Origin of the sequence: Streptomyces sp. NBC_00078 (assembly GCF_026343335.1) — a bacterium.
Lineage (GTDB): Bacteria > Actinomycetota > Actinomycetes > Streptomycetales > Streptomycetaceae > Streptomyces.
Window position 1 is genome coordinate 751,861 of record NZ_JAPELX010000001.1, and the last position, 12,650, is coordinate 764,510.

A 12,650-nucleotide genomic window follows, 5' to 3' on the forward strand; every position below is an offset into this window, starting at 1 on the left:
CGTTCACCCCTTCAGTCCGGAGCTGGCCATGCCCTCCACCAGGAACCGCTGGAAGGCGAGGAAGAACAGCACGATCGGCAGCAGCGCGATCACGGACATGGCGAACATCGGGCCGAACGCCGACTGGCTGGAGGCGTCCACGAAGGACCGCAGCGCGAGCGTGAGGGTGAACTTGTCCGGGTCGAAGAGGTAGATCAGCTGGGTGAAGAAGTCGTTCCACGTCCAGATGAACGTGAAGATCGCCGTGGTGATCAGTGCGGGGCGGGTGAGCGGCAGGATGACCTGGAAGAAGCTGCGGAACGGTCCGCAGCCGTCGATGCGCGCCGCCTCCTCCAGCTCCCTCGGCAGCCCGCGCATGAACTGCACGATCAGGAAGACGAAGAACGCCTCCGTGGCGAGGAACTTCGGCAGGATCAGCGGCCAGTAGGTGTTCACCAGGCCGAGCTTGTTGAAGAGGATGTACTGCGGGATCAGCACCGCGTGGTGCGGCAGCATGATCGTCGCGATCATGAAGGCGAACATCGGCCCGCGGAAGCGGAATCGAAGCCTTGCGAAGGCGTAGGCGGCCAGCGAGCAGCTGATGACGTTGCCGACGACCGCACCGCCCGCGATCAGCAGCGAGTTGCCGAGAAGCCGCCAGATGGACACGTCGTTCACGCCGTCCAGGGCGGTCTTGTAGTTCGACCACTCCAGGTGGCTGGGCAGCAGGTCGAGGCTGGCGATGACCTCGTCGGCCGGTTTGAGCGAGGTGGCGAGGAGCCAGGCCAGCGGGTAGAGCATGACCAGCAGGGCGGCCAGGCAGCCGAGGTGCACGGCGATCCGGCCCCAGCGAACGGGCTTGCGGGACAGGGCGGTTGGGGCAGTGGTGGTCATCGGTCCCCCTCGGAGGCGTAGAAGACCCAGGAGCGCGAGGTGCGGAAGAGCACCGCGGTGACGGCGCCGATGGCGAGCAGCAGCACCCAGGCCATGGCGGAGGCGTAGCCCATGTGGGAGGCGACGAAGCCCCGGTCGTAGAGGTAGAGGGTGTAGACGAGGGTCGAGTCGGCGGGGCCGCCCTTGCCGCCGCTGACCGCGAAGGCGGGCGTGAACACCTGGAACGCCTGGATGGTCTGCAGGACCAGGTTGAAGAAGAGCACCGGGGACAGCATCGGCACCGTGACGGACCGGAACTGCCGCCAGGTGCCGGCCCCGTCCACGGCTGCCGCCTCGTACAGTTCGGCGGGTATCTGCTGCAGTCCGGCCAGGAAGATGACCATCGGCGCGCCGAACTGCCAGACCGTCAGCAGTGCCACGGCCACCAGCGACCAGCCGGGCTTGTTGACCCAGCCGCCGGTGCCGAACAGGTTGTCCACGGTGCCGCCGTCGTTGAAGACGGCCCGCCAGACGAGGGCGACGGACATGGACGCGCCGAGCAGCGAGGGCGCGTAGAAGGCGGAGCGGTACAAGCCCTTGCCGCGCTTGAGGGTCTTGAGGGCGAGCGCGACGACGAGGGCGAGCGCGAGTTGCAGGGGCACAGCGATCACGACGTACGTCAGGGTCGTGACGACCGACCGCCAGTACCGCGGGTCCTCGGTGAACATCTGCGTGTAGTTGCGCAGGCCCACCCAGTGCGGCGCGTTGAACAGGTCGTAGTCGGTGAAGGAGAGATAGAGGGAGACAGCCATCGGCAGCAGCGTCAGGACGGTCGCGCCGAGTACCCAGGGGGACAGGAACACCCAGGCCGCGCCCTCGCGTTCGCGCTTGGGGCGGCGCTTGGGGGCGGTTGCGGGGCGGGGCGGTCGGGCCGTGGGTGCGGGGATGTCGGTGGTGGTCATGACCTCAGCTCCGCCTTCGCCTCGGTGACGTAGTTCTGGGCCGCCTCGCGCGGCGACATGCGCTCGTACGACACCTGGTCGTAGTCGCGCTGGAAGGTGGTCTGCAGGGCGTTGTCGCCGGAGGGGGGCGCCTGCGGCGGGTTTTTCAGGGTTCCTTCCAGGGACGTCTGGAAGTCGGCGACCGTCTTGTCGAAGTCCTTCAGCTGCGAGGCGGTCCGGCTGCGGACGGTCTCGTTGACGGGGATGCCGCGGGTCGCGCCGAGGATCTCCGCCGCCTGCCCGTCGTTGAGGAGGAAGCCGACGAGTTCGGCGGCCTCCTTCCGGTGGCCGGTGTGGGATCCGATGCCGAGGAACATGGACGGCTTGAAGTACTGGCCGGGTGTGCCGTCCTCGCCCGACGGCATCGGTGCCAGCGCGACGCCGCCCTTGACGAGGGCGAGGTAACCGCTGGACGGGGCGTCCCAGTTGAAGTCCGCGATGGCCTTGCCGCGGCCGAGCGGGGTGTTCTCCACGGAGCCGTCGAGCTGAGTGGTCTGTCCGGCCGGGGAGACGGCACCCTCCCTGCGGAGCCGGTCGGTGAAGGTCCACCACCGGGTCAGATCGCCTGCGGTGAAACCGAGTCTGCCGTCCTCGGTGTAGAGGGCTTTGCCCCGGCCGCGCAGCCACACCTCGAAGGCGTCCTCGCTCTGGCCGGGGTCGGTGGCACCGGGCCTGCCGGTCTTCCTCGCCAACGCCCTTGTGTCGTTGGCCCATTGGCTCCAGGTCCAGCCCTGTTTCGGCAGGGGCACCCCGGACGCCTTCCAGGCCGCCACGTCATAGACCACGGTCTCGGTGCCGCGGCCCTGCGGGACGGCGTACTGGGCGCCGTTCACCCTGCCGGTGGCCAGCAGGCCCGCATCGATCTCGCCGGTGCGCAGATCGTCCTTGACCTTGCCGAGGTCGAGCAGGACGTGTCCGGAGGCGTACTGGTCGATCTGGCGGTAGTCGAGCTGCATCACGTCGGGTGCGTCGCCGCCCGTGGCCTGGATGGCGAGCTTCTGCTTGTAGGCGTCGTATCCCGAGAACGACGTCTGTACCTGCACACCGGGGTGGTGTTTCTCGAACAGGGCGACGGCCTGCTCGGTGCGTGCCGCGCGATCGGGGTTGCCCCACCACGTGTAGCGCAGCACGACCTTGCCGCCGCCCGCCGACTCCCCGGGTCCCCCGCAGCCGGCCAGCACCGCGCAGAGCGCGAGTGCGGCGGCCGATGCGCAGAACCCCTTTGTCCTGTGTCCGGGCATGCCGAGGTCACCTCTTCCTCTCCTTGGGTTTTCGGCCGGAACCCCCCTGACGTCCCCTCACCCACCCTGCTGACGCGCCTACTTGACTTCGTACGGCAGTGTCGTCCCCGGGAGCGTGTACTCGTCGCGGCGGCCGCACATGCCGAAGCCGCCGAGCCGGGTGGGCGCGGCCTCGTACGCGGTCGCGCCGGCGAGATGCGCGGGCTCACCCGCCGCGAGGGCGTCGAGCTGGGCCCCGGTGCGCTCGGCGGTGGCCAGCGCGCCGGCCCGCCACAACTCGCGCCAGCGCGGCACCTTGTCGCGCACCAGGCGGGCGGCGGCCCGCTGGAACTCCAGATACGGTCCGTCGTCCCCGGCCACGAGCGCCTCGCGCAGGGCGAGATAGCCCTCGACGGCGAGGTCTCTGCGGCGGCGCGCGGCCGCCTCGGTCTCAACTCCCGTACCGGGTGGCAGCGTTGCCGCCGCCGCGTATGTCCCGGGGTCGGCGAGCACCTCGGGCGGGAAGGTGAAGACGGCGTCGCCGGCCTCGGGCAGGCCGCTGTTCTGCATCAGCACGGTGATGCGCAGACCGCCGCCCTGCACCATGCGATGGACGGTGCCCGGAGTGAACCAGGCGACCGAGCCCGGCTCCAGCGGGATGTCCCGGTATCCGTCGGGGCTCAGTGTCTGCACCGCCCCGCGGCCGCCGGTGACGACGTACGCCTCGGTGCACACCAGGTGCAGATGCGGGCTGCCGCCGCACACCCCGTCGGCGGCCTCCCAGTCGTAGGCGCTCAGATGGGAGAGGCCGACCGCGCCGGGCAGTGGATGGGGAAGGGCGGGCTTGGGGTCGTTCACCACGGCAGGCCTTCCAGGTGGGTGCCGACGCGGTCGCGGTCCCAGACGCCGTCGGCGACCACCACCCGGTAGCGGTAGCCGAAGGACGCCCCGGGCGGCAGCTCGAACTCCTCGAAGAACGCCCAGGAGAACGCAACCGTGGGGATCGGTTCGGAGCGTACGAACCAGTGCGATTCGTGTACGGCGGAGTGCTCGTCGAGGTTCTCGGGGGCGTGCGCGAAGACGAGCGTGGAGTGCGCGTCCACGTCGTCGTGCTCGGTGGTGAAGGCCAGCCAGGGGCCCTGCGTGCCCATCAGCTTTCCCGCGTCGACGCCCGCTCCCCCGTCGGTGTCGGGACCGAAGGCGGTGCCGCCGGTGAAGTCGCGGGGACCGCGCCACTGCAGCCCGGTGTAGCCAGCCAGCTCCCGGCCGGCCGTGGTGGGTGAGCCGAACGCGAGAGGCACGTCACGGGTGTTGGTGAGGCGGATCGACCAGTCCAGGGCCCAGGCGCCGGCCTCCTCGTCGACCGAGTGCACGGCCAGCCCGCGCTCCTCGCGCGCCCATTCGCCGCCGCCGTTCTCCACCCAGGTCAGGGCCTCGGTGAACGTCAGCCGGTCGTCCTCGACCGTGAACTCGGGGAAGCCGTCGTGCCGCATCGACCCGATACGGTCGGGCAGCGGCAGGTAACCCTCGCCGTGGACATAGCAGTTGCCGCCCCAGAAGTTCTGTCCGGACAGATGACTCGCCGTCATCTGCAGGCCCTTGTGCCAGCGGTGGTCGCTGGGGCGATAGCCGGTCACGGTGCGTCCGGCGAGGGTGCGCACCGGGTGCGCGTAGGGCTTTCGCGCCTCGAAGGCGTCGGGGTCGGGACGGTAGACGTAGCGGAGGATCTCGGTGCCGTCCGGCGCCGCGACCGCGATGTGGTCGCCGTACGCGTGACTGACGCGGATACTCATGCGCACTCCTTCGGGGCCCGGTGGGGGTGGTCTTGGTGCATGGCCGGGCAGAACGGGTCGCCCGGTGCGCGGCGGGCGGGGTGTGGGGGCATACGGCGCTCCTTGGACCGGCAACGAAGAGCACACGCAGAAAGCGCTTGCACTCGAAGGCGACCCTAGGTGCGGGCGCATGTCAGGACAACCCCCATGCACCGAAGTCCAGCAGATCAGGAAGCAGATCCCGGAGAAGGCCGGGGAGCAGATCGTGGAGCAGATCGGCGACGCGCCGACGCTTGATCCGCCACCCGTCCGGGCACGGGCAGAGACTCCGAGATTGGCATGGACCTGTTCATGATCCCCGGCTAGGCTCTGCCGCGCACGCCAGTGAGAGCGCTCTCAAAGTTCTGCTGTTCCATCCCACCTTGCTGGAACAACGAAGGGGCCACCGCCTTGAGACGCACAACAGCCATGCGTACAAGCCTGTCCGCACTCCTCCTCCTTGGCACCTGGGCCACCGCGAGCAGCCTGCCCGCCGCTGCCTCGGGCTCCCCCGCACGCCCCACCGAAGCACCCGCCTCCGCCCAGCTCCTGTCCGCGATGCAGCACGATCTGGGCCTGACGAAGAGCCAGGCCGAGGCACGTCTGACCGAGGAGAAGACGGCGACGGCCGTGGAACGGAAGGCCAAGCGCGTCGCCGGATCGTCGTACGGCGGCTCCTGGTTCGACGCCGAAAGCGGCAGGCTGACCGTCGCCGTCACCCGCGGCGCGGACGCCGGGGCCGTACGCGCGACCGGTGCGACCGTACGCCTCGTACAGCACAGCGCGCGGCAACTCGACGCGGCCAGGGCACGCATCGACGCACTGTCCGCGCCTGCGGGCGTGAGCAGTTGGTACGTCGATGCCAGGACCAACAAGGTCGTCGTGAACGTCGTCACCACGCACCGCGATGACAACGATGTCCGGCCGTTCCTGGCAAGTGCCCGCCGGGCCGGCCCCGTCACCGTGAAGGAGACCTCCGCCGCACCGCGGACCTTCGCCGCCGGCACCGTGGGCGGCGACCCGTACTACACCGGCAACGTCCGCTGTTCCATAGGCTTTTCGGTGTACGGCGGCTTCGTCACCGCCGGGCACTGCGGCCGGCCGAGCGCGGCGGTGTACGGCTGGGACCACTCCTACGTCGGCGCCTTCCAGGGTTCGTCGTTCCCGGACAACGACTACGCGTGGGTGAACGTCGGCAGCGGCTGGTGGACCGTGCCGGTGGTGCTCGGCTGGGGCACGGTGTCCGACCAGCTCGTCCGTGGCTCCGCCGAGGCTCCGGTCGGTGCGTCCGTCTGCCGCTCCGGCTCCACCTCCCACTGGCACTGCGGCACGGTGCTGGCCAAGAACGAGACGGTCAACTACAGCCAGGGCGCCGTCCACGAGATGACGAAGACGAGCGTCTGCGCCGAGCCCGGTGATTCCGGTGGCTCCTTCATCAGCGGCGACCAGGCCCAGGGCGTCACTTCCGGCGGCTGGGGCAACTGCGGTTCCGGCGGCGAGACCTGGTTCCAGCCCGTCAACGAGATCCTCAACCGGTACGGGCTGACCCTGCACACCGCCTGACCCTCCGCTGCGGTGACAGAGCGGGCTCCGTCGGGCGGATCACCGACGGGGCCCGTCCCGGCGGGGCTTGTCCGGGCCGGCGGGGCTTGTCCGGGCCGGCGGGGCTTGTCCGGGCCGACGGGGCTTGTCCGGGCCGACGGCCGGCCGGCGAGGAAGGGCGCGCGGAGCCGAGCCTCGTTGAGGGCGAGGTCTCAGCGGAAAGCGGCGATGTGCCGCTGAGCCCAGTCGGCGAAGGTCCGGGGCGCGCGGTGCAGGACCTGCTCGACGTCCGGGCTGATGCGCTGCTCGGTGGGCGTGGCCCGGCCGAGGATGTCGAGCGTGGTGTCGACCACGGCCTCGGGCATGAGCTGCAGCATCTGGGCGCGGGCCTCGTCCCGGGCCTGCTCGTGGAAGTGGACCGGTTCGCCGAGCGCGGTTCCGATCGCCTCGGCCTGCTGCCGGGGCGTGCCGAGGGCGGGCCCGGTCAGCTCGTAGACCTGTCCGGTGTGGCCGTCCTCGCGCAGCGCCGCGGCGGCCACCTCGGCGATGTCGTCCGGGTCGACAGTGGGCAGACCGACGTCGGCGAAGGGCGCGGCCTGACGGCGCGCTGCCGAACCGGCGTCACGGGCGCCGTGGAACCCGCTTCCTGGGTGCGGGGCAGGCGGCGGCGTGGCGCAGCGAGTCGCGCAGCGCGCCGAGTTCGTGGATCGTCCTGTCCAGCTCCGCGGCCTTGGACGCGAGCATCTCCCGGTCGATGCGGGTCCGTCCGTCCGGCGCGAACATGCGCGCGATCTCGTCGAGCGAGAAACCGGCGGTGCGCCCGAGTGCGATCAGCGCAAGGCGCTCCAGTACGCCGGGGTCGTACTGACGGCGCAGACCCCGCCTGCCGCTCGGGGCGATCAGCCCTCTCTCCTCGTAGAACCGCAGCGTCGAGGCGGGAACCCCGGCGCGGAGTGCCACCTCGGCTATGTCCAGGTCTGTCATCCTCTTCACCTCAAGTCGGCTTGAAGTGGCACGGTGTCATCCCGGCTCGATGACGGCAAGCAGAGGAGGCGCTCATGGACGGCACCCGCGGGACCGACGACGATCAGGCGGCGCGTTGGAACGGGCCCGGCGGCAACGCCTGGGTCGAGATGCAGCCCGTGCTCGACGAGATGTTCAGGCCCTTCGAGGACCTGCTCGTCGATGCCGTGTCCGCCGGACACGGCAGTCGTGTGCTCGATGTCGGCTGCGGCACCGGCGGCATCACGCTGGCCGTCGCGCGGCGGCTCGCTTCGGCGGGGCGTTGTACGGGCGTCGACATCTCCCAACCCGTGATCGCCGCCGCCCGGGCGCGGGCCGGGCGGGAGGGGACTCCGGCGTCCTTCGTCCGCGCCGACGCTCAGGATCACGCGTTCGAGCCTGCGTCCTTCGACTTCGTCGTCTCACGCTTCGGTGTCATGTTCTTCAACGACTCCGTGATGGCGTTCGAGAATCTCCGCCGTGCCTCGACGGACGACGGCCGGCTCCGGTTCGTCGCCTGGCGCGGCGCTGCGGAGAATCCGTTCATGACGACGGCCGAACGCGCCGCGGCACCTCTGCTGCCCGGCCTCCCCGCCCGGCGCCCGGACGGGCCCGGGCAGTTCGCCTTCGCGGATCCGGACAGGATCCGCCGCATCCTGGCGGACAGCGGCTGGGCCGAGATCGACATCCGGCCGATCGACGTGACCTGTGCTCTGCCCGAGAGGGAACTGGCCCACTACCTCGCCCGGCTCGGTCCGGTCGGTCTGGCCCTGCGCGAGGTGGACGAGCGGACCCGCCGGCAGGTCCTGGAAACGGTTCTGGCCGCGTTCGACGGCTTTGTGCAGGGCCAGGAGGTCCGCTTCACGGCGGCCTGCTGGCTGGTCGGCGCCCGGGCGTCGTCCGCGTCGTCCGCCTCCTGACCGTCCGGGCGCGGCGGCGTGGGCCGCGAAACTTTCGCCTGTCCGGCCGCCCTTTTCCGAGCGCGCGCGACGGGCGCATAGTGATGACTCCGTCCTACGGGTGAGGATCAAGATGACGCGGAAGAAGGCCCTGATCGTTCGAGGCGGTTGGGAGGGACACCGGCCGGTCGAGGCAACGGAGTTGTTCCTGCCCTTCCTCGAGGGCAGCGGTTACACCGTCCGGATCGAGGAGTCGACGGACGTCTACGCCGACGCCGCCGAACTGGCCGGGACCGACCTCGTGGTGCAGTGCATCTCGATGTCGCAGATCACCGCCGAGCAGTTGTCGGGGCTGAGCGCGGCGATCGTGGCCGGTACCGGCTTCACCGGCTGGCACGGTGGCATCGTCGACTCGTTCCGTGCGTCCTCCGACTATCTCCACCTGGTGGGGGGCCAGTTCGCCGTCCACCCGGGCAAGGAGCCGTGCGAGCGCCGGGGAGAGGCCGAGGACAACTTCCTGCCGCACGCCGTCACCATCACCGAGCTGGGCCGCGAGCATCCGGTCACCGCCGGCGTCGAGGACTTCGAGCTGTGCACGGAGCAGTACTGGGTGCTCCACGACGACCTGATCGACGTCCTGGCCACGACCACACATCCGGCCCGCGCCTGGCAGCCCTGGGACCGGCCCGTCACCTCTCCGGCGATCTGGACCCGGCGGTGGGGCGCCGGGCGGATCGTGGTGACCACTCCGGGGCACAGCCTCGACGTGCTGGAGAACCCGAGCGTCCGCACCGTCATCGAGAGGGGCATGCTGTGGGCGACACGCACCGCGTCGGCGTCGTAGGTCTCGGCGTCATCTCCCGCGCGTACCTGGACACGCTGGCCGGCCATCCCGCCGTACGCGTCACCGCGGTGGCCGATCTCGACGCCTCGCGGTCGGCCGCGGTCGCCGCCGGACTGCCCGGCGTCCAGGCGCTGTCCGTCGAGGAGTTGCTGAGCAGCCCGGACGTGGACACGGTGCTGAACCTCACCGTCCCTGCGGCCCATGCCGAGATCGCCCTCGGCGCCATCGGCCATGGCAAGAACGTCTACGGTGAGAAGCCCCTGGCCGCCACCCTCGTCGACGCCCATGCCGTCATGGAGGCCGCCGCGAAAGCGGGAGTCGGGGTGGGCTGCGCGCCGGACACCGTCCTGGGCACCGGAATCCAGACGGCACGGGCGGCGGTCGAGGCGGGCGCGATCGGACGCCCCCAGTTCGCCTCGGCCGTCATGATCACCGCCGGGCACGAACGCTGGCATCCCCACCCCGACTTCTACTACACCGACGGCGGTGGCCCGCTCCTCGACATGGGGCCGTACTACCTGGCGTCCCTGGTCCATCTGCTGGGTCCGGTGCGTGCCGTGACCGGGGCCTCCAGCAGGCTGCGCACCGAGCGGGTCATCGGCTCCGGCCCGCGCGCGGGCGAGCGGATACCGGTCGAGGTGGACAGTCATGTCTCCGGTGTGCTGGAGCACGTGGGCGGGACCCTGACGACGATCACCACGAGCTTCGACGGCGTGGCCACCACTGCCGCGCCGATCGAGATCCACGGCGAGACGGGGACGCTCTCGGTGCCGGATCCCAACGGCTTCGACGGCGAGGTGCGGCTCTTCGGACTCGGCGACACGCAGTGGCGCACGCTGCCGCCGTCCGCGGGTTACGTCGCGGGCGCACGCGGAGTCGGCCTGCTCGACTTCGTCGCCGCCGACGGGCAGCGGCCGCCTCGCGCAAGCGGTGATCTCGCCCTGCATGTGCTGGAGACGATGACCGCGCTCCTTTCCTCGTCGGCCGAGGGACGACGGATCGAGCTGACGACATCGGCGCAGCCGCCCGCCGCGGTTGCGCTCACGGCCGTGGAGGAGTGGGCCGGGGCCGCGTCATGGTGACCTAGGCCGCATGCTGACAGATCACCGGACGGCCGTCACCTGCTGTCAACCACGGTCAACTCGCTGTTCCCTCAAGGGGCTTGCAGACGGGAGCGCAGGAAGTCGTCCGCGGTGCCACCGTGTCGCTTCGGGTACCGGCTAGGGGCGCGCGCTCGGACGGCGCCGGTTTGCGGATCAGGAGCAGTGCCGCGTCGTCGTGCAGCCGGCCGCCCACGTGTGCGAGGAGTTCTTCGTGGAGCGCGCCGAGGGTGCGCGCCGGGTCGTCGGACACGTGGCGTGCCAGCCCTTCGTCAAGGGGATAGAACGCGCGGTCGTGGTCCCGGGCCTCGGTGACCCCGTCGGTGTAGAGCAGCAGCTGGTCCCCGTCGGTGAAGGGCAGAACCTGGAGGCCGGGGGTATGAGGCGCAAGGGCACGCAGCCCGAGGGGCGGGGCCGGCTGCGTAGGCTCCACCGCCGCGACGCTCCCGGACGCACGCACCAGCAGCGGCGGCGCGTGTCCGCAGTTCACCACCTCCAGCTGTCCCGGCCTCGGATATCCGGCGACCACGGCGGTGACGAAGTCGTCGCCGCCGAGATTACGTGCGAGGCTCCGCTCGATCCTGTCGACGACGGCGAGCAGATCGGGCTCGTCGTAGGCCGCCTCGCGGAAGACTCCGAGCACCAGCGCGGCGGTGCCCACGGCCGGCAGGCCTTTGCCGCGCACATCGCCGACGATCAGCCGCACACCGTACGGCGTGGGGATCAGCGCGTAGAGATCCCCACCGATACGGGCCTCGGCGGCCGCGGCGCTGTAGCGGACGGCGACCTGGAAGGGGCCGACAGACGCCGGCACGGGCTTGAGCAGCACGTGCTGGGCGGTCTCCGCGACCGAGCGGACGGCCGCGAGCACGCGTTCGCGGCGGCGGCGCAGCACGCCGGTCAGGGCACTCGCGAGGGTGACGGCCATCAGGGCGGACAGCACGGCCGCGAGTTCCCGGTCCGGAACTCCGTCCCGGCTGCCGAGCGTCGCGCCCAGCACCGCGGCGAGGAGGCCTACGCACAGGACACCGCGCGGCCCGTTGGTGGTGGCGGCCAGGGCGGGCCCGGCGGTGAGCATCGGCAGCCAGATCATCCCCGCTCCGCCCGCGAGGTCGGCCAGCACGATCACCGAGACGATCAGTACGGGCAGGACGGGCGCGCCGGCGGCCAGCTGTGCGACGGCACGCCTGGCCGAGGCCACGGGACCGGCCACTCGGTTCCTGAACGGCCGTGTCGGCCGACGGCCGCCGCCATGGTCTCGGGCCTGACTCATGTGTCTTCCGCAGTCCTCTTCTGTGTACGGGTGCTGAGCGGGTTCTGAGCTGAGTACGGGACGCATTGCCGAAATGCCCGTTTCATCCAGGAAACGGGTTGGGCCCGGATGTCACAAGGAGAGGATTTTCAGATAGTGAGCGAAAGGCTCCTGGTCACGCGGCTCGCGGTGGAGATCAGGCGGTCCCTGATCTCCGGCAGCCGGGAGACGCGATCCGTGGGCAGGGAGACCCCGAGCGAGCCCAGCGTGTCCCCGCTGTAGACGGGTACGGCGACACAGACCGTGCCCAGGGTGTACTCCTCCATGTCCATCACGGCCGGAGCCACGGGTGAGGAGTCCAGTAGCCGGAGCAGTGCCGGCAGGCTGGTGATCGTCCGAGGGGTGAGGTCGGCGAGGTGGTGCCGGGAGAGATAGTCCTTGCGGGCGTCGCCGTCCAGCTCCCGCAGCACGGACTTGCCCAGCGCCGTGGCGTGCCCCGCGTCCTCGAAACCCACCCACAGGTCGACGCGGGGCGCCCGGGGACTGTCCACGATCTCGGCGACCCGGATCTCGCCGTCCTCATAGAAGGTCAGGTAGGCGGCGGTGGCCAGCTCGTCCCGCAGGGCGGCGAGAGTCGGGCGGACCCTGCTGAGCAGCGCCTGCCCGCGGCCCATGGTCTGGAACGTCTGCAGCTTGTCCCCGAGGATGAACCCGCCGTCGCCCAGCTTCCGCAGATATCCGTCGTGGACGAGTGTCCGCAGCAGGTGATAGGCGGTGGCCAGGGGCAGCCCGGTCTCCCGTGCCAGCTGTTTCGCCGGCGCGCCGTTCTCGTGCGCGCTCACCGCCTCCAGCAGCCGGAAGGCCCGCTGGACGGACGTGATCAGCGTTGGGCCCTCGTGCCCACCCATAGGTCCAGGGTGCGTCAGGTACCCGGGGTGGGCAAGCGAGAGGGGGCGGGGCGCGAGATCGGCTTCCGCGGCCCGGACGGGAACCGCGTGCGGCCCTGCGCCAGGTAGCGCACCGAGGGCGTGGGGCGCACGCCAACCCGCCGGGAACACGGCCCAATTGGAATTATCCCAAGATATGCCGGGGTCGCGGTTCCCTTCCGGTATGCATTTTCCGGGGCT

At 70.7% G+C, this 12,650-nt stretch carries 12 protein-coding genes and 1 pseudogene; 4 read left to right on the forward strand and 9 right to left on the reverse strand.

The annotated features are described in order from the left end of the window. Positions 1-3: 3 nt before the first annotated feature. The 5 genes from OOK07_RS03515 to OOK07_RS03535 form a co-directional block, all read right to left on the reverse strand. Entirely contained in the window at positions 4-873 is an 870-nt protein-coding gene (locus tag OOK07_RS03515) for a carbohydrate ABC transporter permease (protein ID WP_266676865.1), read from the reverse strand. Beyond that, positions 870-1,814 (reverse strand): carbohydrate ABC transporter permease, encoded by a 945-nt coding sequence (locus tag OOK07_RS03520; protein ID WP_266794939.1) that lies wholly within the window; start codon positions 1,812-1,814, stop codon positions 870-872. Before OOK07_RS03520 ends, OOK07_RS03515 begins: the two co-directional genes overlap by 4 nt. Continuing rightward, positions 1,811-3,094 (reverse strand): ABC transporter substrate-binding protein, encoded by a 1,284-nt coding sequence (locus tag OOK07_RS03525; RefSeq protein ID WP_266794940.1) that lies wholly within the window; start codon positions 3,092-3,094, stop codon positions 1,811-1,813. The genes OOK07_RS03520 and OOK07_RS03525 overlap by 4 nt, the downstream gene beginning before the upstream one ends. A 78-nt stretch (positions 3,095-3,172) precedes the next feature. Next, positions 3,173-3,934, reverse strand: coding sequence for a cupin domain-containing protein (locus tag OOK07_RS03530; RefSeq protein ID WP_266676868.1), 762 nt, complete (start codon positions 3,932-3,934; stop codon positions 3,173-3,175). Continuing rightward, on the reverse strand, positions 3,928-4,866 hold the full coding sequence (locus OOK07_RS03535) for a DUF6807 domain-containing protein (RefSeq protein WP_266676869.1): 939 nt from the start codon (positions 4,864-4,866) through the stop codon (positions 3,928-3,930). Before OOK07_RS03535 ends, OOK07_RS03530 begins: the two co-directional genes overlap by 7 nt. 447 nt (positions 4,867-5,313) lie before the next feature. Between OOK07_RS03535 and OOK07_RS03540 the strand changes: the two genes are divergently transcribed. Then, a complete protein-coding gene (locus tag OOK07_RS03540; RefSeq protein ID WP_406313275.1) occupies positions 5,314-6,447 on the forward strand; it encodes a S1 family peptidase in 1,134 nt (377 codons plus the stop codon). Positions 6,448-6,638: 191 nt separating this feature from the next. Here OOK07_RS03540 and OOK07_RS03545 read toward each other — a convergent pair. Both OOK07_RS03545 and OOK07_RS03550 read right to left on the reverse strand, forming a co-directional pair. After that, positions 6,639-7,031 (reverse strand): annotated as a pseudogene (locus OOK07_RS03545) (Rossmann-fold NAD(P)-binding domain-containing protein); the annotation flags it as partial. A gap of 16 nt (positions 7,032-7,047) precedes the next feature. Continuing rightward, complete coding sequence (locus OOK07_RS03550; protein ID WP_266794942.1) at positions 7,048-7,410, reverse strand: helix-turn-helix domain-containing protein; 363 nt, start codon at positions 7,408-7,410, stop codon at positions 7,048-7,050. Between the two features lie 74 nt (positions 7,411-7,484). On the opposite strand from OOK07_RS03550, the gene OOK07_RS03555 reads away from it, so the two are divergent. The 3 genes from OOK07_RS03555 (at position 7,485) to OOK07_RS03565 (ending at position 10,253) form a co-directional block, all read left to right on the forward strand. Beyond that, positions 7,485-8,348 carry a class I SAM-dependent methyltransferase gene (locus OOK07_RS03555; protein ID WP_266676872.1) on the forward strand — a complete coding sequence of 288 codons (864 nt, stop codon included), beginning with the start codon at positions 7,485-7,487 and terminating at the stop codon, positions 8,346-8,348. A 112-nt stretch (positions 8,349-8,460) separates the two neighbouring features. Continuing rightward, on the forward strand, positions 8,461-9,171 hold the full coding sequence (locus tag OOK07_RS03560) for a ThuA domain-containing protein (RefSeq protein WP_266676873.1): 711 nt from the start codon (positions 8,461-8,463) through the stop codon (positions 9,169-9,171). After that, a complete protein-coding gene (locus OOK07_RS03565) occupies positions 9,141-10,253 on the forward strand; it encodes a Gfo/Idh/MocA family protein (protein WP_266676874.1) in 1,113 nt (370 codons plus the stop codon). The genes OOK07_RS03560 and OOK07_RS03565 overlap by 31 nt, the downstream gene beginning before the upstream one ends. A 55-nt stretch (positions 10,254-10,308) precedes the next feature. Here the strand turns inward: OOK07_RS03565 and OOK07_RS03570 are convergent, their stop codons facing one another. Both OOK07_RS03570 and OOK07_RS03575 read right to left on the reverse strand, forming a co-directional pair. Continuing rightward, positions 10,309-11,544, reverse strand: coding sequence for a PP2C family protein-serine/threonine phosphatase (locus OOK07_RS03570; RefSeq protein WP_405673097.1), 1,236 nt, complete (start codon positions 11,542-11,544; stop codon positions 10,309-10,311). A gap of 128 nt (positions 11,545-11,672) precedes the next feature. Continuing rightward, positions 11,673-12,431, reverse strand: coding sequence for an IclR family transcriptional regulator (locus OOK07_RS03575; RefSeq protein WP_266676876.1), 759 nt, complete (start codon positions 12,429-12,431; stop codon positions 11,673-11,675). Between the last annotated feature and the right edge of the window lie 219 nt (positions 12,432-12,650).

Bases quoted from the DNA above. Each gene is read 5' to 3' on its own strand.
- OOK07_RS03535 (WP_266676869.1), bottom strand. From the start codon at position 4,866: ATGAGTATCCGCGTCAGTCACGCGTACGGCGACCACATCGCGGTCGCG.
- OOK07_RS03525 (WP_266794940.1), bottom strand. From the start codon at position 3,094: ATGCCCGGACACAGGACAAAGGGGTTCTGCGCATCGGCCGCCGCACTC.
- OOK07_RS03575 (WP_266676876.1), bottom strand. From the start codon at position 12,431: ATGGGTGGGCACGAGGGCCCAACGCTGATCACGTCCGTCCAGCGGGCC.
- OOK07_RS03555 (WP_266676872.1), top strand. From the start codon at position 7,485: ATGGACGGCACCCGCGGGACCGACGACGATCAGGCGGCGCGTTGGAAC.
- OOK07_RS03520 (WP_266794939.1), bottom strand. From the start codon at position 1,814: ATGACCACCACCGACATCCCCGCACCCACGGCCCGACCGCCCCGCCCC.
- OOK07_RS03550 (WP_266794942.1), bottom strand. From the start codon at position 7,410: ATGACAGACCTGGACATAGCCGAGGTGGCACTCCGCGCCGGGGTTCCC.
- OOK07_RS03540 (WP_406313275.1), top strand. From the start codon at position 5,314: ATGCGTACAAGCCTGTCCGCACTCCTCCTCCTTGGCACCTGGGCCACC.
- OOK07_RS03560 (WP_266676873.1), top strand. From the start codon at position 8,461: ATGACGCGGAAGAAGGCCCTGATCGTTCGAGGCGGTTGGGAGGGACAC.
- OOK07_RS03515 (WP_266676865.1), bottom strand. From the start codon at position 873: ATGACCACCACTGCCCCAACCGCCCTGTCCCGCAAGCCCGTTCGCTGG.
- OOK07_RS03570 (WP_405673097.1), bottom strand. From the start codon at position 11,544: ATGAGTCAGGCCCGAGACCATGGCGGCGGCCGTCGGCCGACACGGCCG.